The organism is Crocosphaera sp. XPORK-15E (assembly GCF_034931425.1).
In the GTDB taxonomy this organism is placed as follows: Bacteria; Cyanobacteriota; Cyanobacteriia; order Cyanobacteriales; family Microcystaceae; genus UHCC-0190.
Genome location: NZ_JAYGHQ010000019.1, coordinates 40,535 through 65,505, shown reverse-complemented (window position 1 = coordinate 65,505; position 24,971 = coordinate 40,535). Strand labels below are relative to the sequence as shown.

Below are 24,971 nucleotides of genomic sequence, written 5' to 3'. Positions count from 1 at the left end.
TAGGGGCATAATACTATTATGCCCTTGTCGTTCAGGGTTTAACGGTGTTAAACCCCTACAAAGCCATTAAATTACCGTACTTTATGATGTTCTCGTTGATATTTGTTCCCGCAAACTCTCCAATAATTCGGGATTATCCGACATAAAGTCCAGTAACATCAACATTGTTTCTGTATTCAACTGGGGAATATTATTCGCCTCTGCAATTGCTTGTAGAATACCCAACAATGTTTGTTTATCGCATCCCAAAAGCTTCATCATCTGGAAACCTTTAACCATAAGCAATGAATTAAGAGTATGAGGATGATTATCACTTAATGCAGCTTGATACATTGTTAATGCTTGTTGTGCAAATCTTTCTGCTTCTTCCAGCTTTCCTTGCGTTTCATACAACAAAGCTAAATTGTTAAGACTGGAAGCAACAGAGGGATGATTTTCCCCCAATTGTTGTTCCCTGATAGACAGCGATCGCAGATACAAGGGTTCTGCTTCTGGGTAACGTCCTTGAGATTCGTACAAACCAGCTAAATTGTTGAGACTGGAAGCAACATCGGGATGATTTTCCCCCAATTGTTGTTCCCTGATAGACAGCGATCGCCGATACAAGGGTTCTGCTTCTGGGTAACGTCCTTGAGAACTGTACAAACTAGCTAAATTGTTGAGACTGGTAGCAACATCGGGATGATTTTCCCCCAATTGTTGTTCCCTGATAGACAGCGATCGCCGATACAAGGGTTCTGCTTCTGGGTAACGTCCTTGAGAACTGTACAAACTAGCTAAATTGTTGAGACTGGTAGCAACATCGGGATGATTTTCCCCCAATTGTTGTTCCCTGATAGACAGCGATCGCCGATACAAGGGTTCTGCTTCTGGGTAACGTCCTTGAGAACGGTACAATTCTGCTAAATTGTTGAGACTGGTAGCAACATGGGGATGATTTTCCCTTAAGCGTTGTTCCATGATAGACAGCGATCGCAGTAACAAGGGTTCAGCTTCTGGGTAACGTCCTTGAGAACGGTACAATTCTGCTAAATTGTTGAGACTGGAAGCAACATGGGGATGATTTTCCCCCAATTGTTGTTCCCAGATAGACAGCGATCGCAGATACAAGGGTTCTGCTTCTGGGTAACGTCCTTGAGAAAAGTACAATAAAGCTAAATTGTTGAGACTTTGTGCAACATCGGGATGATTTTCCCCTAAGCGTTGTTGCGTAAAGGTTAAACAATTGGTTAAATAGGGTTCTGCATCATTATAGAGTCCTTGACCTCGATAAAAACTACCCAAACCAATAAACGGCCAATATAAATCCTCATCTTCTAGGGATTTGTCTAACTCATCAGCAACAACTTTCAGGTGATCAATAATGGGTTCAAAATTGGCAATATCTTCTAAGGTAGGGGTATGAGGAATATTTTGAGCAACTATCACCATCACCTTACAGTAAGCTTGTTTTGCTGTCTCTTTAATCTCAGACTGTTCTAATTTATCCCTTAGATAGCGACGAATCAAAGTATGCAGTTCATACCAACCATTATCTAAGGTTCTGACTAGATTAAGATGAACTAGATTATCCGTTAACCATTCCTCAATTTCGTCTTCCTCTTGTTCAGGGAATAACGCATCAATAAACACTTTAGGAAAAGGCGCAAGAGCAAATAAACTAAGATAGAGAGCTAAATTTTGGGCTTCTGGTTCCTGATTTAAAGCGTCCCAACTCAGATCAAAAGCAGCTTTAACCCCTCGTTCCGCAGTCATTTCCGAGTCAAACTTAGGATTTTTAACTAAACTAGCATCTTCTAACCCCTTCTCTGCCAACTTCTCCCGAATTTTCTCCACTGTCCAACTATTGCGCCGTCGCAGTAACCGCGCTACCAATTCCAAAGCTAGGGGTAAATAGCCCAAATCTCGACAAAGTGACTCTGCTTGCTCAATTTGCTCATCAATTCTGCCATCAGTTATATATGAACGCAATAAATCTAAGGCTGCTGCTTCATCTAACTTCTCGATATGGAGAGTTTGAATAGTTGCCGATAGATACTCACAGCGCGTTGTAATGATGACTTTAAAGCGTTTTTCTTCCTTCGGCGGTAAATAGTGCTTAATCTGCTCATAATCCCGCACATCATCAAAAATAATCAATGTTTGATCCGTATCATTTTTAAGCCAATATTGCCAACAATAAGCAACCCGTTTCCTTAAGGATTCCGTATCTGGTATAGTTAAGCCCAAATAACTGCTGGCAAAAGTCACAATACTTAAACCAGGATCACTATTTACCACATTCAACCAACAAATTCCCCCCCGATAAGTTTCTTTCGGCCATTCCTGCCAACTATACTGTAAGGCTAATTCCGATTTACCGATGCCACCCATTCCCGTTAAGGTAGAAATAGCGACCCTTTCAGTTTGCTGTAACTGTTCGTGTAACTTAATTAAAACGGGATCGCGTCCCACAAATTGAGGGACTCCACTGTTAAATAAATTGTGGGGGTTTGGTTTAATTTCCCTCTTAACAGACGGCAAAATGATCTTCTGTTCAACATTAATTTGAGCATTATCGCCAATGATTGAATTTTCAATTCCCGTTTGATTAAATTTGTCGTTCATTTTGCCTAAAATTTTAAGTCATGGTTGAGGTAACAAAGGTTCAAGTTGCCGAAGTAAAAAAGGAATATCAACCATAATAACTTGCCAAACCACTGCAATTTTAACGCGATCATATTGATGGATCACCTTATCTCGCATTCCTGCAATTTCTTTCCAAGGAATCGCCCCATGATTAGCTCGAAACTCTGGCGAAAGTCGTTTAACAGCTTCTCCCATAACAGCAATTTCATACAATATAGCCAGTTGAGTAGGACGATTTTTAGCAAAAGTATCCTCATCCATTCCCTTTGTCAGATCGAGAATTTCTTGAGCAAATCGCACAATATCTAAAAGCGTTTCTTGATCACGCGGCATAAATAATTCTGGCTGATTTAAGAATAGTTTGACGACGTAACCAATTAGGACTCTGTTCTATTTCTTCTCTGTCTAATAAATCCACTGGACGATCAAGCAACTTTTCTAAATCGCTTTCCATGCGTACTCTATCCAACAAACTCCAACGACAAGAAGGTTCAAACACAGCTAAAAAATCCACATCACTTGTATCCAGACGAAAATCATCCCGTAAAATTGAGCCAAACACTGCCAATTCTTGAATCTGCCAATGCTGACAAAATGTTTGCAATTCTTCCATTGGCAAAGAAATAGCCAGTTTCATAAATTCTACTCAATACTTTGCTTAGTTTTAATCGTCGCTTTTCCCGTAACTTTCAACCCAGTTGCTCCAATTTGTTCAGTATTAGCCGTTGGTTGTCCCTTTACCTGTTGATCAACCTCTGCATCTAATTCACCCGCCTCAACATTTTCTAATCCTACTTGTCTGAGTTCCCCTGCTTTAATGTCCTTGGCTAAAAGTTGTAATTCCTCAGCAAAAATGGGGTCGTCATCCAACACCACATCAAGATTTTTAGTAATAGTTTCAATGGCCGCACTGTCGCCCCCTTCCACTTTAACCAATGCCTCATCAACTTTAGGAGATTTTCCCGTTAATCGGGCTTTAATCTTGCCCCATAATACAGGAATTTTTGCGATCGCCTCTGCGGTAAAACGTTTAGTCAAATCTTCCGTCCCAGACTTGACAAATTCCTGTACAGGCAAGGTTACAAGTAAACCTGCGGTTAATGGATCACTCATGATTCAATCTCCCTTATTTGCCTCAAAACCAGACCCAGTATGGAATATTAGCAAAACTCAAGTCATCTACATTTTAGAGAAAAAGAATTCTTATTGATGTTTTCTTCACAATAATTTGCTAAAGTAACACTAGGCCAATCACTCAACTCAACCGCACAACTTACTCGATCAAAGCTCTATGCCAGGTGACTACTACGAAACTCTTGGGGTTGCCCGTAACGCCAGTAAAGAAGACCTAAAACAAGCATACCGCCGTCTAGCGCGGAAATATCATCCTGATGTTAACAAAGAACCAGGAGCCGAAGAACGCTTTAAAGAAATTAATCGCGCTTACGAAGTGCTATCCGAACCAGAAACTCGTAGTCGTTACGATCAGTTTGGAGAAGCAGGAGTCAGTGGCGCGGGAGGCTTCAACTACGGCGATATGGGCGACATGGGAGGTTTTGCCGACATCTTTGAAACCATTTTTAGTGGGTTTGGAGGTGGTGCAACAACCGGAACCACACGCCGTCGAAGTGGCCCCAGTAAAGGGGATGATTTACGCCTCGACCTCAAATTAGACTTCCGTGAAGCAGTATTTGGGGGAGAAAAAGAAATTCGCATCCCTCATCTCGAAAGTTGTCAAGTTTGTAAAGGTAACGGGGCCAAACCAGGAACCGGATCTCGTACCTGTTCCACTTGCAACGGTCAAGGACAAGTCCGCCGCGCCACCCGTACCCCTTTTGGCAGTTTTGCCCAAGTTTCCGCCTGTCCCAGTTGTAACGGCAGTGGAGAAGTAATTGAAGAAAAATGCGAAGTCTGTGGTGGGGCCGGACGTAGACAAGAAACCAAAAAGCTGAAAATCACCATTCCTGGGGGGGTTGATAACGGAACCCGTCTCAGAGTGTCCCGTGAAGGAGATGCAGGGGTGAGAGGTGGCCCATCTGGGGATCTTTACGTTTATCTCTATGTCGAACCTGACAGAGAATTTACCCGCGATGGGATGAATATTCATTCTGAAATTACTATCAGTTATCTGCAAGCAATTTTAGGATGTACCGTTCCTGTCAATACCGTTGATGGAGAACAAGAATTAATCATTCCCGCAGGAACTCAACCCAATACGGTGTTAACCATGGAAAATTTAGGGGTTCCTAAACTGGGAAATGCAACTATGCGGGGCGATCATCTGATCACCATTACAATTGATATCCCCACCCGGATCAATGCAGAGGAACGGGAACTTTTAGAAAAATTAGCCCATATTAAGGGTCATAGTCACGGTAAAGGGGGAATAGAAGGCTTTTTAGGAGGCTTATTCCATAAATGAACCTCCCTACTGCTGAAGTCTTTTTATTGGATCTACGGGGAACCCCCTGCCCCATTAACTTCGTTCGCACTAAACTAAAATTAGAGCAAATGTCCTCTGATCAGGTCTTGGAAGTATGGTTAGATCCAGGAGAACCCATTGAACAGGTTCCCGACAGTTTGACGATGGAAGGGTATCACATTGAAACCATTGAAGATCGTCAGACATTCTTTTCTCTTAAAGTGCGTCGTGCATGATGTGACTCCAACAGACCAATTTTCCATTCCTCCTGTCTTCGAGATTTTCGGGACAGTGGTAGCAGTACAGGCTAATTTTTATCAGGTACGTTTAGATCACACCTTAAAGGATCAAAATGGTTCCCCACTCTCCCATTTACTCTGTACCCGACGCACTCGCTTAAAGAAAATTGGTCAAAATATCATGGTAGGCGATCGCGTGATGGTTGAAGAACCGGACTATCAAGATGGACGAGGTGCGATCGCCCAAGTTTTACCCCGCAAAACCGAATTATCCCGGCCTCCCGTGGCCAATGCTGACCAAATTCTCTTAGTATTTGCGTTAGAAGAACCCCCGTTAGAACCCTGGCAATTAAGTCGTTTTTTAGTTAAAGCAGAGTCCACTAATCTACCCTCATGTTTATGTCTAAATAAAGCTGATTTAATGCCATCTACTCTACAAAAAGAATGGCAGGAACGTCTACAAAAATGGGGCTATAATCCGTTATTTATTAGTACGATGACAGGACAAGGATTAGATGAGCTTAAAAACTGTTTACGGGATAAAATTACCATCTTAGCAGGGCCATCAGGAGTTGGTAAATCTAGTTTGATTAATACATTAATTCCTAATATTAAACAACGGGTCAATAAAGTTTCTGGTAAATTGCAAAAAGGTCGTCATACTACCCGTCACGTCGAATTATTTGAATTGCCAGCAGGGGGATTAGTTGCAGATACACCTGGATTTAATCAACCTAATTTAGAGTGTAATCCACCCCAATTAATTGAGTATTTTCCTGAAGCTAAGCAACCGTTAAAACAGGGAAATTGTCAGTTTAAAGACTGTTTACATCGTGGTGAACCTAACTGTGTTATTGAACAAAATTGGGAACGGTATGACCATTATTTAAAATTTTTAGAAGAAGCCATATCTCAACAAGAATCAAACCAAAAAATAGGGGACAAAGAATCAACTTTAAAGTTAAAAATAAAAGGAGCAGGTCAAGAATCTTATGAACCTAAATTAGAAAGCAAAAAATATCGTCGGTCTTCCCGTCGAGAAAAACAGCAAAACTTACAGGAATTGTACGAAAATCAAAGTTTAAAAGAGCTTGAAGAAGAAGATACGGATTAACCGGACTTACGCACCAGCACTGCCCGTAGGGTCAATTCATGAATTGACCCTACCAAAACACTCAATATTTAGTTAACGGTGAGAGTTGTCAATTGATTGAGACATAATTCCTTGATTTATGTCCTAAGCTGATTATCCCCTTTAAGTAGTCGGACAAAATTATACAGTTAACTGTTAAGTTAGGGAATTAGTGACAGGAAACCAAGAATAGTAGAGCGTTTCAACCTCTTTAATAGTTTTTAACCTTGTCCTATTTTTTTGTTTGTGTTCGGTCACTGACTAGAACAAAAAGACTGTTTAAAATAAAATATTTACCAAAAAACATGACATAATTACTCTAGTTGTGAACCATTTTAATGGGCTAAAAATATTGACGATACCAGAAAAATCAATAATAATAAGAGTTAGGAATTAACAAATAAATGTTCAATTCCGAGTTTAAACAAAGTTGACAATTTCTGATTTTCTTGGAGTAAATATCATGGCTTCTATCGCTGTTCTTGAATTACGTCCTAGCTTCTTAGCTGAAATGGAATCTGCTGAAATTACTACCGTTATCGGTGGTAGTATAATTGATAGCCTTTTTGGTGCTGCCCCTGCCTTTGAACTACTGGTTGGCTTTACTCCCTTAGGTGGCCCAAGTTCCATCGGTCCAGCATTAGGTGCTGCTATAGGTTACGGTGGATATGGAGGTATTGTCATTCCCGGCTTATTAGGTGGAGTTGGTAGCTTCTTTGGGCTTCCTGTTAAGTATCCCACCGCATATTAATAGATTGATTTAACAATTAAAAGGAAGGTTACTTTTTATGCTTCATAGAAACTAACTTTCTCTGGAATGAATCAATACCTGGAATATACAAGAGTAATTTGAAAACTACTCTTGTATATTTCCCCCCTAAAACCATTATACAAAAATAAAATAGTGGTTTACTTATCGAGGGTTCAGAAATTGTAACAGATTGTTTGGAGGGCAGGGCTTCTGGAACGAAAAAATGACTTGAGAAAGCATTACTAGAGATATAGGCTGCGACCGTTATAATAGTAGATTGTTCGGCAACATATTGAAATATTCCTTGAGAATTATTCTCTGAATTTTGGTTCTGTTCAAATTTGAAGTAGTCTGAAAAATTTAAAGGATTTCCATTACCATTGACTTCTAGTGAGTAATTGCTATCCTCTGATAAATGCCCGTCTATTTGTAATAAGCCAACATCGATGTTAGAATTACTAGCAGATATTTTCATGTGAGGATAAAAAGCGAAAAATAAAAACTCATTATTAATGTTCATATCAGCAGGATAAGCAGAAAAATAGATAACCTGTTCTTCGTCTACTTTTGCCTGTTCAATGTAAGGCAAACTATGGTCAGTTTCTAAGTTTAAATAAGAGTTAAAATCAAAGGAAAATCTGTCTTCTGGTTCTAAGTAAAAAGTTGCGTTAAAAGCAGATTGACCAGTGGTTGAGACAATATGGGGAATATTACTAACAGAAACTAGACTTTGAGAACTTAAATTAACAGATAGAAGTTGCTCTGGGTTTAAGCTAGAATAAACTAATTGATTACTCCCCATTGTTAAACCAGAAACTGAGTTAAACCCTAACGGAGCAGTAACTAAATTTACTCCAGGAAGTGAGATTAGATTAGCAGGTATTTTGGTGGAAGATGGGTGAAAAAAAATATTTGATAAACCTGTAACAAACATAGGTGTTGAAGTAACAACAGTCAAATTCTGTTCCTCCTGTGTTAAAATATAAGCAAAAGCTGATTGAAATGTAGCCACTTCTTGAGGGATATGACTAAAGTTCGTAAATTCAAGACTACCTTGTGCTTTAGCGAGAGTTACAGCCTTACTAGGAGTAACGATACTTGTCAAACTTCCAGCGATAACACCGAAAGATAATAATAGGTTTTTAGTAAGTGTTTTCATGAAAAAAATTTATCCAACCCCCTTGTTTCGGGGGGTTATACTTTAATTACCTAATCAATCAGCAGAACTCAATTTTTCTAAAGCTCTTGTTTGATCAATTAATTCAATCTTAGAGATTTTTGTTTTTAACCATTGATTAAATAACTCTCCTAGGATTTGCTGATGAGATTGCTCATTTAATTTTGGGGGAATAATTTCCCCAACTAAAATTACATGTACCCCGACAGAAGTAACAATAGGTCTAAGAATTTGGGGGGGAGTTGCTGCAAAAACAACCGATGAAATTTCCGGTTTAAGTTGCTTACGGTTAAGGAGTCCTCGGTATCCTCCCACACGACGAATTTCAGGATTTTCGATGTATTGATGTGCTACTTCAGGAAAACTAATTTCTTCTTCACTGAGAGCATAAAATAATTCCATAGCTAAATCTTGATCATCGAGAACAACCTCATAAATAGCTGCTCTTGTCCAATTAAGTTGGTTGGCGACAAAAAATGGTTCTACTTGCTCAGAAAATAAGTGCATTGCTAACTTTGATGCCAGAATTTGATGGTGGACTAATTCTTCAAATTCATCTAAAGAAAGTCCATTTTTTGCTAACCAAGACCAGGTATCTTCTGGTTTAAAAAGTTGGTTAGCTAGTCGAATGCTATCGGCTCCTTTTTGCAGTTCTTCGGCCTCAACTTTAATTCCTTTTTCTTGAGCTACCGTAGCTACAATTTGACGAGCCGCTATTCCTTCAATAATGGGGGTAAATTGATAAGAAAACTTAACTTGTTTGATGACTTTTTCGAGAGAAATGATAAGTTCTGACATGATGAAAAACTCTTGTAATTAATAATTAGAAGATGGTTATTTAGGAACAACTAGGGTAGACAATGTCTACCATAAAAATTCAGGATTAATTTAAAGTTCTAAGCCCCCTTCTTGTAACTTCTTAAAGGGATCAAGAACAAAATCAATTACCCGACGCTGACGCACAATAACTTCTGCGGTTGCACCCTGACCAGGAATGAGATGAATGAGTTCCCCTTTAGTTTCTAAATAGGGCTTATCAAAAGTTACTTTAATGTCATAAGTTTCCAAGTTACCTTCTTTCATTTCTTGAACTTTAGAGTCAGGAGAAACCCAATCTAAACGTCCTTCTAAAATGCCATACTCTTGGAAAGGATAAGCATCAAGTTTGATTTTAACTGGCATTCCCACTTTCATAAAACCACTTTCGGAAGATGGCATTTGGGCCCGAAGCACTAACTGAACACCTTTGGGAGCAATTTGAGCGACTAATTCACCCGGTTGCACCACTTGTCCAGGTTCATCGGTTGGCATCTCAAAAATTGTCCCATCAATGGGAGAGCGAAACACCCGTTGTTGTAACTGCAATTGTAAAGAAGTAATCTGACTTTTATTTTCAGCAATAGAAGATTGAATCTTCATAATTTCTGTTTCAACATTTTTGAGTTGTTCTTGATTTTTTAATAACGCCAATTTCCCAGAATGCACCATGGTTTTATAGCTTCTTTTTTGCTCTTGTAACCTCAATACAGCCTGTTCAATTTCCGAAGCCGCTTCATGGGAAATTGTCTCGTAGTTGCCCTGCTGCTCCAACAGACCAGACTGAGCTTGAGCAATTTCTGATTCAGCTTTAGCTAGGTTTTCAGTGTTTTCTTTTTCAGAAGCAACCACCTCTAGAAATCGGTCTTCAGAAATAGCTCCCTCTTTAAAAACTCTCTGATATCGAGGGAGTTTTTCTTGATCCATTTCTAAACGGACTTTGGCTAATCGATAGGATGCTTCGCTGGCATTGATCGCTTGTTTAACTTGGGCAATTTTGGCTTCTTTTTCAGCCCGTTGCAAGCCATAGGAAGCCCTTAAAGACTCTAAATGTTGCTTTGCTTGATCGACTTGGGACAGTTTTTCTGATTCTTGGGACTGATTTTGTAAGCCTTGGGTTTGTACTGCCATCAACCACTGGTTTTTCTGGATCTCCAATTGGGCTAAACGATTGATTTCCCCTTGCAGTTTCTGTCGAACTTGTTGAAGGTCCGCTTTGACTAACTCAGAGTCCAATTCAAGGATGACTTGACCAGCTTTAACGGGTTCTCCCTCTTTAATATTAATCACCGCTATTTTGCCTGTTACGGGGGCATCCAAGTCGATGGTGTTGCCTTTGGGTTCAAGTTTTCCCCTCGCCTCTCCTGTTTCATCCACCTTCGCCAACATTGACCAGGGCAAAATCACCCCAGCAAAAATTGCTAAAAGATACAGTAACCCCCTAGTCCAAACCTGGGGCAAGGTATCGATTATGTCTTTGGTGGCTAAAGACCAATCCTCAGTGGGATCTTTTAAGGGGATAGGAGGAGTCGAAGGGGGAAGGGGTTGATAATTAGTAATGGGAGTTGGTGCGGTGGTGGAACCCGATGGGGGAGTTTTGTGATTATTATTGAAGTCGTAGGAACTAGTCATAGTTTTGTCTCCGAATAGCTAAAAAAAGGCTTAATTTTGGGGAATTAAGGGCAGAGATCTAGGTCGGAATTCCCGCTAATTGCTGTTGATTGAGATAGAAATAGGTTCCCTGTTTGGCAATTAATTGATCGTGGGTTCCCTTCTCCACCAATACCCCCTGATCTAAGACCAGAATGAGATCGGCGCGCCGTACTGTGGAAAGGCGATGGGCGATGACAATTGAGGTACGATCTCTCAAGAGGGTTTCTAAGTTGGTTTGTATCAGTCGTTCCGATTCAGAATCCAGATGACTGGTAGCCTCATCAAAAATTAGCAGGGGAGGATCTCCTAATAGGGCGCGGGCGATCGCTAACCGTTGCCGTTGTCCGCCAGACAACAAGCCGCCCCCTTCTCCAATGCGGGTTTCGTAGCCCATAGGCAGTTGTTTAATAAACTTGTCAGCCCCCGCCATTTCAGCCGCTTTTATCACTTCTTCTAGGGTGGCCTCTGGACAACCAAGGCTGATGTTTTCTTGAATGGTTCCCCCAAACAAGAAGGTATCTTGATCAACCACCCCAACTTGCTGACGCAGCGATCGCAAGGACAAACTGGTAATATCGTAACCATCAATCAATACATTGCCTTCGGTGGGGGGATAGAGTCCTAAAATGAGCTTAGAAATGGTAGTTTTTCCTGACCCACTACGTCCTACCAGGGCTATCATCTGACCTGGTTGTACCTCGAAACTGAGATTTTCTAAGACATTGACATCGCTTTCGGGGTGGTAGCGAAAGGTCACGTGATCAAAGCGAATATGCCCCCGCAATGCTGGTAAAAATTGTCGTAGCTGATGGTGTAAGTCTTCTTCGGGTTCGCTGTCGAGAACATCATTAATGCGTTCCACGGCAATGACAACCTCTTGCAACTGATTCCATAACCCCGCTAACCGTTGGAAAGGACTAATGACGTTGCCCATCAACATATTGAAGGCGACTAATTGCCCAATCGTCATTTCATTGTTAATCACCAACCAGGCCCCATACCACAGCAAGGCAGTGGTGGAGACTGTTTGCATGATTCCACTGAGTATTTGCAGTCGGTTGCCAATGATCTGCCCAGTAAATCGCGTTTTAACCAGTTTGTGTAGATGATCTTCCCATTCCCAACGGACGGTTTGTTCTACCGCCATGGACTTAATTGTCCTTACCCCTGTCAAAGCTTGAATGAGATAACGGTTTTCCGCTGCTACTGCCTGGAAAATTTCCCGAGAAATTCGCTTTAAAAATGGGGTTGCCCCTAAGGTTAGCAAGACAATAGGGGGTAACACCACCAACACCAATAGGGCTAATTTCCAGCTATACCAGAACATAACCCCTGCATAGACAAACATGGTCAGAACATCAAGAAAGACCGAGAGGGCTTCTCCTGTCATAAATTGCTGAATTTTGCGGTTTTCCCCCACTCTTGACATGATATCCCCCACATAGCGGGACTCAAAGAAACTTAGGGGCAGTCGGAAGGTATGGCGGATAAATCCAACAATTAAGGCCATATCTACTCGGTTAGCGGTGTGATCGAGAAGATATTGTCTCAGTCCCGACATGGCGACTTTAAATAAGCCAAAAATCAGTAACCCTAACCCCACTGCAATTAAGGTGGTGTTACTGCGTTGTACCACCACGCGATCGAGTAATAATTGGGTCAAAACAGGGGTGACTAGCCCAAAAATCTGAATGAAAATAGAGGCAATAAAAACTTCTGCCAAAACTAATTTATGGGGTTTAGCTAATTCAAAAAATTGCCACAGAGGTTGGGTCGCTTCCTTGGATTTTTTGATCTCCACTGTCGGTTGCAACAGGAGGGCATACCCTGTCCACCCTGCTTGGAAGTTTTTCAGGGTTAAACTTCGTTGACCAATGGCAGGATCTCCGATAATCACTTGCTTTCGTCCAATTTCGTAGACAACAACATAGTGATTTCCTTCCCAGTGGACAATGGCCGGAAGGGACTGTTCGGCTAGTTTATCTAAACTGGCTTTGATCGGTCGGGTGGCAAACCCCATACTTTCACCTGCCGCCGCTAACCCCCGCAGGGAAGACCCGTTACGATCAACGTTAGCAATGTCCCGTAAACGGCTAATACTAAAGTTTTTGCCCCAATGACGACCGATCATTACCAAACAAGCTGCCCCACAGTCCGTCACACTTTGTTGTAAGTAGGTGGGATAACGTCGGGTAACTCGCTGCCACCAATGGGTCACTTGTAGGGTAGGACTGGGAAAATAAGCGCGGCGAATGTGGGCTTGAGCTTGATGTTTAGAAGTTTGTGGACTATCAGAAATCTCTGATAATTCTCTAGGGTTAGGGAGGGAAAAAACTTGATTTGTGGGCTTGCTCTGTAACGAGGTGGGGGCAATGTCCTGAAGTTGAGGCACCTGTTCAACTGCTTTTTGCCAATCACTGTGATTAAGACTATAGAGTTCTGTTGGCTGAATAATTTGCCAATTTTCTGGCGGTCTTTCTTGGCCAATAATGTTGATATCGCCAGTTCTTAAAAGCTTCCCAGACTCATTTTGCAATTCCCCACGACGCACCAGCCACAATTTAGCATCTTTAAGTAAAGGGTTAGGGAGTTTTCCTCCTTTGAAAGAATGCCGTTTTAATAGACTTAAGATATCCCGTATTTCTTTAGGAGAGGTATGGTTCAAGGATGGATGTTGACGGCATAATAACAGGAGATCTTGAAGAATAGCTTGCTGGTGCAGATGGGCTTCTATTGTAGGATAATGCGCCAATAAATTGTATGCCCAATCTTGATCAAGATAGTAGATTTTAAGATTAATGGATGCTCTGGCTAAATAGGGTTGAAAACTATCTTGGGGAAACAGAGTTAGTTCTCCAAATGATGAACCAGTCCCTAGAGTCACTAATAAGTTTTCTTGCTCGTCTAGGAGTCTAACTTTTCCTTTGATTAGGATATATATACCCTTTTCATGGGTTGAAGATTGCCAGAAAAGTTGTCCAGATGGGGGAGTTAAAATCTTAACTTGCTTGAGACAGTTATCAAGCTCTTTTTCTGGTAATTTTTGTCCTAAAATTTGTTGGAGATTCTGCTCAAATTCAGGTGACATTGCTGAAGAAGATTTCATGATATAAATCCAGTATCATCAGATTGTAAAAAACAAAAATCTACTAACTTATTTGGGTAGGATGGTTGAAGGGGTTCAATGACAATATTGGCATTATTTTCTGGGTTTATGTCCCTGATATTTGCTTTTATTTGTTTACTAGAAATTCCAATTTTTTTGAGAAGTCTATACACATGACGATTGCTATATTTTTTGCCAAATTCTTTAGCTAAATGTTTGCTTAACCATTCTGCTGTCCAGCTATGAAATGAATATCCGTAATCACGAGGACTATGATTAATTAATTCTTGTAGTCGTTGTTGATACTGCTGGCTAACTTGTTTTGGTCGTCCGATGGGATGGTCATTCCAATGATGAGCTTGACCCGTTTGAGCGACTTTTATCCAATAACGAGCCGTCTCATGACAACATTTTAATTGTTGACAAATCTCTGACTGAGAATATCCTGTATCTGCCAATAACATAATTTCTATACGGCGGCGATATTCAGAGCGTAACTCATTTTCCAATGCTTGAAGTAATAGTTTTTTTTGAAAGAGAGTTAAACACTGACTTGCTGTTTTATCTGTTCTTTCAATCTCTTTCTGTTGATTTAATGTCATAGGATATTTCATGGGTTTTAACCCTGACTCCGTACTTCACAATTTGTAAGTTAAACGAATTTTAAATTTATTCAAAGAACATATTTATGCCCTTCTAAAGTATTAATTACTTCCTAGGGATTTGTCAAGAGTTATTTTGTTAATTAATATATTGATATTTTTAGAAAAATCAACAGAATAATCCTCTAATAATCGAGATTCAAGATCAAATTTTCAGATCCTGTACAATAATTTGATCTAAATGCACAAAAGCTTGTTTTCCCTTTTGATGTTTAATCGAAAATAAATGTGTAAATTTTACGCATTTATTGCTTTACCAATATTGTCAGATTTTGGTGGATATTTCCAAAGAAAGCGTGGCTATCTCCAAAATATCCACCAAAATCTGATAAATTACATAGCAGGAAACAACCTAGAGATATTTATTTTTAATGAAGTTTCATTTACATCAATCGGTAAATTTGGTACAATCGGTTCAGAAAGATCGATTTGGTATATAGTCTACTTCGTCTTTGCCCATCACCTTCCATCTTGATTTACAGTTTGAGGCAAATAATAAGTTAAGTAAAGATTTTCTGTAACCTCAAATCTGTTGAAGTATAGACAAAGATAGACTAAATATAAACACTGAAACTCCCTAACCAAACTCTGATATACCTAATTCCATCGAGTTACCGAGAGAAGCAAGTTGCTAAGATAAGTTAATACTTAATCTTGGATTAATTTGTTTTATTAGTCGTCTATTCTCCGGAAACTCATCATTCAAGGACGAATTAGAGGTGTTTATGGATATCAGAAAATCCGAAAAAATTGGACAAGGAGCAGATCTATGCCGGAAAATAAAGTTTATGTTACTTCCAAAACTTTTGAAACCAAACAATTTGACTATCAACAATTGAATCAAAAGACAAGAGAGCAGATTCAAGAATTAACCATTGATATCAAAAATAAACTGCGTCGCTGCGCTCAAGACATTGTAGAAATTGGGGATAATTTATGCAAAATCAAGAAACAATTACAACATGGACAATTTCGCAGTTGGTTAAAAACGGAATTTGATTGGAGTATTTCCACCGCCAACAAATTTATGCAAGTCAGTCAGATGTTTAAAATTGAAGAACTCCAAGAAGTTGAAATTGCTCCCTCTGCTCTTTATGTTTTAGCTGCTCCCTCAACCCCAGAAACCGTCCGTTATCAAGCTCTCAACCGAGCTAGACAGGGTGAAAATATCAGCTATTCTCTCGCTAAAAAACTGGTAAAAGAACATAAAATAGTTGAGGAAGACGAACAATCTATCATTGATATCAATTTTCTAGAAGTTTCCCAGAATTTAGTAATTGTTGAAGAAACTCGATTATCTCCAATTCAAGCTCAGGAAAATAACTCGGACTTTGTAGCTCTTATGTATAATCTTTCTGATTTTAATTACCATTTGGAGCAAGAATGGCGGCGCATGACCCGTGAAAAGCGAGATTTATCCCTAATATTATGTCAAATTTCCTTCAAAGAAACCAATCAATCAAGTGCCTTAATAGCTCAAATGATACAACAGATTGCTGAAGGTTTAACTCATATCCTGAAGCGGCCAGGAGACTTTGCAGGAGAGTATAAAAATAACCAATGGGCGGCAGTTTTACCTAACACTTATGGGGAAGGAGCGAGAGTCGTCGGCCAGAGATTTTTAAATTGGTTTCTTTCCTGGGAAGATGACTTGATTTTAGCCAGCGATAACTTCATTTTCCCCCTCTCTGTCCATTTAGGTATTGCGACAACTATTCCTAATAATCAAAATTATTATCATGATCTAATAAACACAGCACAACGCGCTTTATTAGAAGCACAAAATCAAGGAGAGAATCAAATGGTCATTAAGGAAGATAATTTTTGATAAATTGGTCAATGGACTCTTTAAAATTTCATTGTTTATCGGATTTTATTGATTATCAAGGAGCAATTATTGACTCTCCAATTAATGATTGGTATGAAGGATTTTGCCCCCAAACTCAACAAATTTTAAGACTCCCTCGCACGGCCCTAGCTGAAGCGATCGCTGTTGGTTTAATGAAACAATTAGCCCAAGATAGCTGTTATTCTCTGGAAGGTAAAATGTATGGCATCTTATTAGTGGAAACCCCATCAAAACAACCGGGAGTTTTAAAAGCATTTTCAGGGTTATTAAATAGTCAAAGTTGTGTTACTGGGTGGGTTCAACCTATTTCTGGGCGTGAAAAAGTCGCCTTACAAGAAGCGGAAACTCTAGTTAAATTAGCCGAAATTAAACAGCAAATTATTAACTTAGATACCACCAAAGAAAAACAAGAATATGAGACTTTATTTCAAGAATGGCAAACTCGTTTAGACCATTTAACTATTGTTCATCAACAGCGTAAACAACAAAGACAAAAACAGCGTCAGTTATGCTTAAATAGCTTAAAAAATGATGAATTAAACAATGCCATTGAACAACTTAATCAAGAAAGTCGTCGAGATAAATGGGAGAAAAAGCAACTCAAACAACAACAGTATCAAAGTTTAAAATCTTTACAGGAAAACATCACTACAGCAGCCATAAAAATCACCCAATTAAAACAACAAAGAAAACAATTATCCCGTCAATTACAAGCGCAAATGCACGCCGTTTATAGTATCACTAATTTTGCAGAAAAATCCTATTCTTTACAAGATTTGTTACCCAATGGTTTACCGACGGGAACAGGAGACTGTTGCGCCCCAAAATTACTTCATTATGCAGCAACACATCATCTAAAACCCCTCGCTATGGCAGAATTTTGGTGGGGGCCATCTTTGGGGGATAAAATACCAGGAAATTTTTATGGCCCCTGTCGGGAACGCTGTCAACCTTTAATGGGTTTTTTATTATCAGGTTTATCAGATACTACTATTCCGAAATATTCTCCCGAAATTGATAATAATCTCCAGATAATTTATGAGGATAAATGGCTAATTGCCATTAATAAACCTGCGGCTTTACTGTCAGTACCAGGACGTTATAGTAATAATCAAGATAGTGTTTTAAGTCGTTTTAAAAATTTATTAGCCTCTGGGGAAAATTTGAGGGCAGTTCATCGTTTAGATCAAGATACTTCAGGAATTCTTTTATTAGCTAAAGATTCAAAAAATCATCACAAACTAACTCAACAATTTGCCCAAAGAAAAGTATTTAAAACTTATGAAGCTATTTTATCAGGTTCTTTATTAATTAATCAAGGTATCATTGAATTACCCTTATGGGGAGATCCTAGCGATCGCCCCTATCAAAAAGTAGATTTTCTCAAAGGAAAACCCAGTATTACCCAATTTCAGGTAATAGGAAAAAGAGAAAATTATAGTCGTGTTGAATTAATTCCTGTTACGGGAAGAACTCATCAATTAAGGGTTCATTGTGCTGATCTTCAAGGGTTAGGAATGCCAATTTTAGGGGATAGACTTTATGGAAATAATGATAATCAAAATCGCTTACATTTACACGCAAGAGAGATTAAATTTGAACATCCTCAGTTACAAAAAATGATTCAGTTAAAGGTAGACACACCATTTTAAATATAATTCCATACCAATAACTTGAATGTTGTCCTCCTGTGCTAAAATTTGAGAACGATTATCATTTTGAGTTTTAGTCACCCTCTCTTTAATCAATGACGTTATCCCAACCCAAAGAACTAAACCCTTGCTCAACCATATTCTAACCAATAATCAACAAAGGAAATAGCCCTAGATATTGAAGAAGGGGCCGATTTACTAATGATTAAGCCAGCTTTAGCCTATTTAGATATTATTCGTCGGGTGCGGGACTATACCCATTTGCCAGTGGTTGCCTATAATGTTAGTGGAGAATATGCCATGATTAAGGCGACAGGTCAACAGGGTTGGATTGATGAGAAAAAAGTGATTCTTGAAACCTTGACCAGTATGAAACGGGCCGGGGCTGATTTGATTTTGACCTATTTTGCTAAGGAAGTGGCGTTAATGTTGCAGTAAAAACTAATGGGATTGGTTGGCTCCTAAGTTATAATAAACATTAGAATAAACTTAGGCAAAATTATTAAAAATAACAATAATTCTATGGAAACATTCGTAACTCTTTCTACTGAGTCTGATGCTCTCCTGATATGCCAACCTCATACCTTGGAAACTCAACCTCTAAAAGTCCTTCAACATAAAATTCTCAGTGTTGAAAAAGCGCAACGCATGGCCGAGTTTTTTAGTTTAATAGGAGATGGAAATCGCTTACGAATTATATCTATATTAGCCCATCAAGAATTATGCGTTTGTGATTTAGCGAACATCTTGAATATGACTGAATCTGCTGTTTCCCACCAGTTACGAACTCTTAAAGCCATGCGTTTAGTTAGATATGAGAAAAGGGGACGCAAGGTGTTTTATTCGTTGCAAGATCATCATGTTTTAGCATTGTATCAATCTGTTGCAGAACACCTTGAGGAAACTGACTAGGCGTGACATTCACATCCGTGATGAGAACACCCTACACCGCTAGAATGCCCAGTCGCACAGGCATCAGAACAATAGTATTTGCCGTCTTTTTGGATTGCATCGCTGAGATTTACGATACAAACACAAGAAGTACAAGCGCATTTCATTTGGGAAACGGTGGTTGCTGTCATGATTAATATCTCCTTAGTGCTAACAGAGCTTGTTATTTATATCTTAACACCTGAATACCTGTTCAGGTGTTAAGATATAAACTTTTATTTCTGTTGAGATTGATTATTATTCTTGAAAAATGCGCTAAAATAATGAATTAGTCGAAATGGCTGCCGCTTGTACTGGGATCACCTGGTCACATAATGGAGAATATTTAGCTGCTAGTTGTTTAGATAATACGGTATTAGTCTGGCGTTGGCAAGAGGAAATTCCTTGGCGTATGTCAGGGTTTGGGGGAAAAATTCGTCGTTTAGCTTGGTCAAATATTACATCAGGAATTGCCCCCTTATTAGCTGTTGCTTGTTTAGAGGAAATTATTGTCTGGAAGAAAGAAAAAAATGATGAGGAAGGTTGGCTTTCATGGGGATTAATTGCCCAGGAAGATATTATTACAGATTTAGGGTTTCAGCCTAATAGTTTATTATTGGGTTCAGTAGGAGAAGATGGACAATTATTACTATGGAAAAAAGCCAAACAATTAAGTCAACGTCTAGAAGGAGTATCCGCCGGATTTTCTAGTTTAGCATGGCATCCCTTGGGGCTAAAATTAGCCGCAGGCGGACAAAATGGAGAATTACTCATTTTAGCAAAATCTTATCGAGGTCGGGGATTTGGATAAATTATTTACTTGATTTTGTTAATTGATATAAAAGCTTTTTACCTCGATAAATTACTTCAGGACGAGTTAAAATTCCTTGGGAGGGACTGACTAATAAAGCTAATAAAAATAAACCGGTTACTACTAACACAATTGCTGCCCCTGAAGGGACATTTAAGTAATAACTAATATAAATTCCTATCATGCCGCTTAAACTGCCTAATATTGCTCCAAGCACCATCATTTGATGGAGTTCTTTTACCAATAAATAAGCCGTAATACTTGGCCCTACTAATAATGAAACCACTAAAACAACCCCGACTGCTTTCATACTAGCAATGATGGTTAAAGTAATGGCAGAAATTAACCCTAAATGAATCCATTTAACAGGTAATCCGATAGCTTGTGCGCCCCAAGGATTGAAAGTGTAAAACAATAATTCTTTATAAAAAAGCTTGATAAATAAAACAACAAATAGAACAATTATCAAGGTTTGGTTAACATCATTTTCAGTTACGCCAAGAATATCACCAAATAAAAAACTATGAAGATCAAGCTTACTTTTTAACAAAGTAATTAACATAATTCCTAATGCTAAAAATCCTGAAAAGACTAAAGCCATTGCTACATCAACTTTAATTTTAGATTGAGATTGAATCCAAGAAATAACCAAGGTGCTAAACATTCCTGAAATAAATGCCCCTAAAAAAATATCTATCCCTAAATAAAAAGCGATCGCTAATCCTGGTAACACTGCATGGGCAATTACATCTCCTAATAATCCCATGCGTTGTACAATTAAATAACTACCAGTTACAGCACAGAGAATCCCTAATAAAATAATAATAATTAGGGCATTTCTCATAAATTCAAAGCTTAGAGGTTCAAGTAAAAAATTAACCATGACTAATTTAACTGGGAATGGGTGGATATAGATCTTAGGGGATAATTTATAAGTTAAGTCCTAGGGACTATGAGTTAAAAAAATAACATTATCCCCATAAGCTTGTTGAAGATTTTCGGCTGTAATAACTTCCTTTCGAGAACCATTAGCAATTAAGGTTTTATTAATCAATAAAAACCGATCATATTCCCTTGCTGTTTCCCTTAATTCATGGCCCACCACTAATAAAATTTTCCCCGATGATTTTAACTCATCAAATATGTCAAAAAGCATCGCCTCAGTTTTTTTATCAACCCCGACAAAGGGTTCATCAAATAAGAATAATTGTGCTTCCTGGGCTAAAGCTTGGGCTAAAAAAACCCGTTGTTGTTGTCCCCCAGATAACTCTCCAATGGGACGATCTCTTAATTCCCACATTCCCACTCGCATTAAAGCCTCCTGAACCATCTTTTTAGAATGGGGAGAAATTGAGCGAAACAAACCTGTATGACGAATTCTAGACATCTTTACTATATTATGCACGGTAATGGGATAATCCAAGTCAATTTGGTTTCTTTGGGGGATATAAGCGACTTCTGCCAACTGCCGAGATAAAGCGCGAGAACGAAATTTGACACTTCCTTGCTTTATAGGGATTAATCCTAAGATAGCCTTAATTAAAGAGCTTTTTCCTGCTCCATTTGGTCCAATAATCCCGACAATCTCCCCAGAATTTAAACAAAAGCTGATATCCTCAACCGCTACTACTCCTCGGTAGTTGACGACGAGATGTTGGACTTCTAACATAATTTTAAACTAAAATGATTATCATTATCATATAGGATCGAAAAACTCATGTTAAGTCAGAAGCTAATTCCTTGCGCCTTAATTATCGGGTTAGTGAGTTGTACCACCACTCAACCCCAAGATTCTAACCAGACCTTTTCTACCCAAGAAAATCGTCCCTTAGTGGTAGCAACCACTAGCGTATTGTGTGATTTAACCAGTCAGGTTGCCCAAGAAACCATTAACCTCAAATGTTTAGTCGGGGCAGGAGTTGATCCTCATGTTTATCAACCAACTCCAGAGGATCGTCAGGCCATCGATCAGGCACAATTGATCTTATATGGGGGTTATAATTTTGATGCTAGTTTGATTAAATTAATCAATGCAAGTAATAATTCTGCCCCTAAAATAGCTGTTCATGAACAAGCTGTCACTCAGCCTTTAATGGGGAAAGAACATAATCATGGACATGAACAAGAACACCTCCATCAAGCAACAGAAAGTGTTCCTGATCCCCATGTATGGCATGATGGGAAAAATGGCATTAAGATGGTACAAGTCATTTCCCAGCAATTAGGGACATTGCAGCCGAATTATCTTCAACAGTATGAAACCAATCAGCGTCAAATAAGCCAAGAATTAACGGCAATTCACACCTGGATCAAAGAGCAAATTGCAACAATTCCTGTCGAACAGCGCAAATTAGTTACGACTCACGACGCATTAGGTTACTATGTTAATGCTTATGATTTAGCCTTTGAAGGAGCGTTAGGAGGATTTAGTACCGAGGAGTCACCCACTGCCGCACGAGTAAGAGAACTGGTTAAGGACGTGGAAAAAACGAAAGTTCCGACAATTTTTGCCGAAACCTCAATCAATCCTAAGTTAATTCAAACCGTTGCTAAAGAAGCAAAGGTTAAAGTTTCTGAAGAAAAACTGTATACTGATGGCTTAGGAGAAGCAGGAACCACAGGAGATAGTTATCAAAAAATGTTAATATCTAATACCCAAACCATTGTGACAGGACTAGAAGGAAATTATCAGCCTTTTCAACCTAAGTAAAAAAAATTAATATCCATTATATCTTACTCTTATTGTTCAATATGTCTAATAAATTGTCAAAAAAGCAACAGAAAATTTTAGAGATTTTACAACAGATAGACAGCGAAATTAGCGCACAGCAATTACATATTGAATTACGTCAGCAAGGCTTTAAAATAGGACTAGCAACAGTCTATCGTTATTTAAAATCCTTACATCTTGAAGGACTTGTTCAAGAAAGAATTATTACCACAGGAGAATCCTTATACAAATTGATTATCGATTCCCATGCTTCGGAACATTATCATCACCTGAACTGTATTAACTGCGGCAGATCTGTTCCCTTGGAAGCGGTAGATTGTCCCCTAAAAAAATCTGTTCATCAGTCATCTGAATTACAAAAATTTCAAATTTATTATCACACCCTAGAATTTTTTGGCTTATGCGATATTTGTCAACCTCTTGTTAATAAAGATTAAAGTTATTTTATATCAATGGGTTTTCTCAATCGGATCTAGTATTAACTATCCCGTTCTGCTAATTCTAACCACCGTTCGGTAGCTTGATCAATTTCTTGAATTAATTGGGATAAACGTTCTGTTAAAGTTTGCATTTCTGTAAAATCACTTGGTGGATTACGATATAATATTTGTTCAAGTTCTTCTTTTTCGGCTTCCATTTTTGGAATTTTTTCTTCTAATTCTTTATACTCATACTTTTCCTTAAATGAGAGTTTACGAGCTTCACTAGATTTAACTTTTTGTTCCGTTTTAGATTGCTCTTTTCCCTTGACTTCTGCTTTCTTCTGTGCTGCTTTTTCCGCTTCTTTTGCTCGATCTTCGTTTGCTTTTTTATAGTCTAAATAAACAGAATAATTCCCTGGATATTGTCGAATATTTCCACCATCTTCTAAAGCAAAAATTGTGTCAACTGTGCGATCTAAAAAGTAGCGATCATGAGAAACAACAATTACACAACCATTAAAGTCCTCTAAATATTCCTCTAAAACCCCTAAAGTTTGCACATCTAAATCATTGGTTGGTTCATCTAAAATTAACACATTAGGCGCACTCATTAAGACTTGTAATAAAAATAAACGTCGTCTTTCTCCTCCAGAAAGTTTATGGATCGGTGCATATTGTTGATTCGGTGGAAATAGAAATCTTTCTAACATTTGGGAAGCAGTAATAACACTTCCGTCAGAAGTTTTTACTAATTCTGCCACATCTTTTAAATAATCAATGACTCGTTGATCTTCATTAACTAATAAGTCTTCAGAATGTTGATCAAAATAGCCAAAATGAATGGTAGGGCCAATCTCAACTATTCCCGAATCAGGGGTAATTCTTCCTGTAATAATATTCATTAAAGTTGATTTTCCTGCCCCATTTTCCCCAATAATTCCTACCCGATCTTGAGGATTAAAAATATAGGTAAAATCTTTAATTAACACCCTTTCATTATAGGCTTTATTAATCTGATTTAATTCAATAACTTTCTTACCAATACGACGATTTGCTGTCGTTATTTCTACCTTCCCTTGTCCTTCTTTAAACTCCTTCTCCCGCATTTCTCCAATGCGATCAATACGGGCTTTTTGCTTGGTACTTCTAGCTTTTGGCCCTCTTTTTAACCATTCTAATTCTCGTCTTAAGACTCCCGCGTGTTTCTTTTGACTACTAATTTCTGATGCTTCTGCTTCTGATTTCTTCTCTAAAAAATAAGCATAGTTTCCTGCATATTGATAGATATCACCTTGATCGATTTCGATGATACGATTTGTAACTTTATCTAAGAAATACCGATCATGGGTAATTAATAATAATGCCCCTTGATAACGGTTTAAATAACTTTGTAACCATTCAACAGATAAAGCATCTAAATGGTTAGTTGGTTCATCCATTAATAACACATCAGGTTCCGATAATAACCCAGACGCTAAGGCAATTCGTTTACGATATCCTCCTGATAAATCTCCAATTTTTGCCTCAAAATCTTCAATACCTAATTGACTTAAAATAATTTTAGCGTTAGTTTCTACATCCCAAGCGTCTAAACTTTCAATTTTTTGCGTAACTTGAGACAAACGGGACATTAAACTATCAGTATCTTGAGAATTATGAGCTAGTTTATGAGAAATTTCCTCATACTCTCTTACTAAGGCCATTTGTTCCCCACAGTCTGCAAAAACTTGTTCTAAAACCGTACAATTTTCGTCTAAATTAGGTTGTTGCGGTAAATAAACAATTTTTGACCCTGAGTTTACCCATAAATCACCCCCATCAATGGGTTCTAATCCTGCTATCATCTTTAATAAAGTAGATTTTCCTGACCCATTTGTGCCAATTAAACCGACTTTATCCCCTTCATCAAGGCTAAAGGTTGCCTCTTTTAAAATCTCTTTAATACCAAAGTCTTTCTTAACTGATCGTAGGGTGAAAATTGTCATCTAGC

General features: G+C 38.5%; 23 protein-coding genes and 1 pseudogene. 11 read left to right on the top strand and 13 right to left on the bottom strand.

The window, feature by feature from the left end:
• Nucleotides 1-81: 81 nt before the first annotated feature.
• Genes VB691_RS20420 through VB691_RS20405 form a run of 4 tightly spaced genes read right to left on the bottom strand, consistent with a single transcriptional unit; the run spans nt 82 to nt 3,741 of the window.
• Nucleotides 82-2,607 carry a tetratricopeptide repeat protein gene (locus tag VB691_RS20420; protein WP_323293367.1) on the bottom strand — a complete coding sequence of 842 codons (2,526 nt, stop codon included), beginning with the start codon at nt 2,605-2,607 and terminating at the stop codon, nt 82-84.
• An 18-nt stretch (nt 2,608-2,625) separates the two neighbouring features.
• A complete protein-coding gene (locus VB691_RS20415) occupies nt 2,626-2,961 on the bottom strand; it encodes a DUF86 domain-containing protein (protein WP_323293366.1) in 336 nt (111 codons plus the stop codon).
• Nucleotides 2,951-3,265, bottom strand: a complete 315-nt coding sequence (locus tag VB691_RS20410; RefSeq protein WP_323293365.1) for a nucleotidyltransferase family protein — start codon at nt 3,263-3,265, stop codon at nt 2,951-2,953. Before VB691_RS20410 ends, VB691_RS20415 begins: the two co-directional genes overlap by 11 nt.
• Nucleotides 3,266-3,270: 5 nt before the next feature.
• On the bottom strand, nt 3,271-3,741 hold the full coding sequence (locus VB691_RS20405) for a hypothetical protein (RefSeq protein ID WP_323293364.1): 471 nt from the start codon (nt 3,739-3,741) through the stop codon (nt 3,271-3,273).
• A 178-nt stretch (nt 3,742-3,919) separates the two neighbouring features.
• On the opposite strand from VB691_RS20405, the gene dnaJ reads away from it, so the two are divergent.
• From dnaJ to VB691_RS20385, 4 genes are all read left to right on the top strand, one after another.
• A complete protein-coding gene (dnaJ, locus tag VB691_RS20400) occupies nt 3,920-5,050 on the top strand; it encodes a molecular chaperone DnaJ (RefSeq protein WP_323293363.1) in 1,131 nt (376 codons plus the stop codon).
• A complete protein-coding gene (locus tag VB691_RS20395) occupies nt 5,047-5,286 on the top strand; it encodes a sulfurtransferase TusA family protein (RefSeq protein WP_323293362.1) in 240 nt (79 codons plus the stop codon). The genes dnaJ and VB691_RS20395 overlap by 4 nt, the downstream gene beginning before the upstream one ends.
• Entirely contained in the window at nt 5,279-6,403 is a 1,125-nt protein-coding gene (gene rsgA, locus VB691_RS20390; protein ID WP_323293413.1) for a small ribosomal subunit biogenesis GTPase RsgA, read from the top strand. The genes VB691_RS20395 and rsgA overlap by 8 nt, the downstream gene beginning before the upstream one ends.
• A gap of 481 nt (nt 6,404-6,884) precedes the next feature.
• Nucleotides 6,885-7,172 carry a hypothetical protein gene (locus VB691_RS20385; protein WP_323293361.1) on the top strand — a complete coding sequence of 96 codons (288 nt, stop codon included), beginning with the start codon at nt 6,885-6,887 and terminating at the stop codon, nt 7,170-7,172.
• A 28-nt stretch (nt 7,173-7,200) separates the two neighbouring features.
• Here the strand turns inward: VB691_RS20385 and VB691_RS20380 are convergent, their stop codons facing one another.
• From VB691_RS20380 to VB691_RS20360, 5 genes are all read right to left on the bottom strand, one after another.
• On the bottom strand, nt 7,201-8,331 hold the full coding sequence (locus tag VB691_RS20380) for a hypothetical protein (RefSeq protein WP_323293360.1): 1,131 nt from the start codon (nt 8,329-8,331) through the stop codon (nt 7,201-7,203).
• A 54-nt stretch (nt 8,332-8,385) separates the two neighbouring features.
• The gene (locus VB691_RS20375) at nt 8,386-9,147 is read right to left on the bottom strand and encodes a peptidylprolyl isomerase (protein WP_323293359.1); all 762 of its coding nucleotides are present in this window, start codon (nt 9,145-9,147) and stop codon (nt 8,386-8,388) included.
• A gap of 90 nt (nt 9,148-9,237) precedes the next feature.
• Nucleotides 9,238-10,797 carry an HlyD family efflux transporter periplasmic adaptor subunit gene (locus tag VB691_RS20370; protein ID WP_323293358.1) on the bottom strand — a complete coding sequence of 520 codons (1,560 nt, stop codon included), beginning with the start codon at nt 10,795-10,797 and terminating at the stop codon, nt 9,238-9,240.
• A gap of 58 nt (nt 10,798-10,855) precedes the next feature.
• Nucleotides 10,856-13,924, bottom strand: a complete 3,069-nt coding sequence (locus VB691_RS20365) for a peptidase domain-containing ABC transporter (protein ID WP_323293357.1) — start codon at nt 13,922-13,924, stop codon at nt 10,856-10,858.
• Nucleotides 13,921-14,538, bottom strand: coding sequence for a helix-turn-helix domain-containing protein (locus VB691_RS20360; protein ID WP_323293356.1), 618 nt, complete (start codon nt 14,536-14,538; stop codon nt 13,921-13,923). Before VB691_RS20360 ends, VB691_RS20365 begins: the two co-directional genes overlap by 4 nt.
• A gap of 817 nt (nt 14,539-15,355) precedes the next feature.
• On the opposite strand from VB691_RS20360, the gene VB691_RS20355 reads away from it, so the two are divergent.
• From VB691_RS20355 to VB691_RS20340, 4 genes and pseudogenes are all read left to right on the top strand, one after another.
• The gene (locus VB691_RS20355; protein WP_323293355.1) at nt 15,356-16,414 is read left to right on the top strand and encodes a diguanylate cyclase domain-containing protein; all 1,059 of its coding nucleotides are present in this window, start codon (nt 15,356-15,358) and stop codon (nt 16,412-16,414) included.
• Between the two features lie 11 nt (nt 16,415-16,425).
• Nucleotides 16,426-18,087, top strand: a complete 1,662-nt coding sequence (locus VB691_RS20350) for an RluA family pseudouridine synthase (RefSeq protein WP_323293354.1) — start codon at nt 16,426-16,428, stop codon at nt 18,085-18,087.
• A 159-nt stretch (nt 18,088-18,246) separates the two neighbouring features.
• Nucleotides 18,247-18,525: pseudogene (locus tag VB691_RS20345) on the top strand (porphobilinogen synthase); the annotation flags it as partial.
• An 84-nt stretch (nt 18,526-18,609) separates the two neighbouring features.
• On the top strand, nt 18,610-18,999 hold the full coding sequence (locus VB691_RS20340; protein ID WP_323293353.1) for a metalloregulator ArsR/SmtB family transcription factor: 390 nt from the start codon (nt 18,610-18,612) through the stop codon (nt 18,997-18,999).
• Here the strand turns inward: VB691_RS20340 and VB691_RS20335 are convergent.
• Nucleotides 18,996-19,169: a metallothionein gene (locus tag VB691_RS20335; protein ID WP_323293352.1), complete on the bottom strand. Its 174-nt coding sequence runs from the start codon at nt 19,167-19,169 to the stop codon at nt 18,996-18,998. The two genes, VB691_RS20340 and VB691_RS20335, sit on opposite strands and share 4 nt — an antisense overlap.
• A 146-nt stretch (nt 19,170-19,315) precedes the next feature.
• On the opposite strand from VB691_RS20335, the gene VB691_RS20330 reads away from it, so the two are divergent.
• A complete protein-coding gene (locus VB691_RS20330; protein ID WP_323293351.1) occupies nt 19,316-19,828 on the top strand; it encodes a hypothetical protein in 513 nt (170 codons plus the stop codon).
• Between the two features lies 1 nt (nt 19,829).
• Here VB691_RS20330 and VB691_RS20325 read toward each other — a convergent pair whose 3' ends face one another.
• Nucleotides 19,830-20,711, bottom strand: a complete 882-nt coding sequence (locus VB691_RS20325) for a metal ABC transporter permease (protein ID WP_323293350.1) — start codon at nt 20,709-20,711, stop codon at nt 19,830-19,832.
• 60 nt (nt 20,712-20,771) lie between these two features.
• Nucleotides 20,772-21,497, bottom strand: a complete 726-nt coding sequence (locus VB691_RS20320; RefSeq protein ID WP_323293349.1) for a metal ABC transporter ATP-binding protein — start codon at nt 21,495-21,497, stop codon at nt 20,772-20,774.
• A 48-nt stretch (nt 21,498-21,545) separates the two neighbouring features.
• Between VB691_RS20320 and VB691_RS20315 the strand changes: the two genes are divergently transcribed.
• Nucleotides 21,546-22,538: a metal ABC transporter solute-binding protein, Zn/Mn family gene (locus VB691_RS20315; protein ID WP_323293348.1), complete on the top strand. Its 993-nt coding sequence runs from the start codon at nt 21,546-21,548 to the stop codon at nt 22,536-22,538.
• 41 nt (nt 22,539-22,579) lie between these two features.
• Nucleotides 22,580-22,996 carry a Fur family transcriptional regulator gene (locus VB691_RS20310; RefSeq protein ID WP_323293347.1) on the top strand — a complete coding sequence of 139 codons (417 nt, stop codon included), beginning with the start codon at nt 22,580-22,582 and terminating at the stop codon, nt 22,994-22,996.
• 41 nt (nt 22,997-23,037) lie between these two features.
• Here the strand turns inward: VB691_RS20310 and VB691_RS20305 are convergent, their stop codons facing one another.
• Complete coding sequence (locus VB691_RS20305) at nt 23,038-24,966, bottom strand: ABC-F family ATP-binding cassette domain-containing protein (protein WP_323293346.1); 1,929 nt, start codon at nt 24,964-24,966, stop codon at nt 23,038-23,040.
• Between the last annotated feature and the right edge of the window lie 5 nt (nt 24,967-24,971).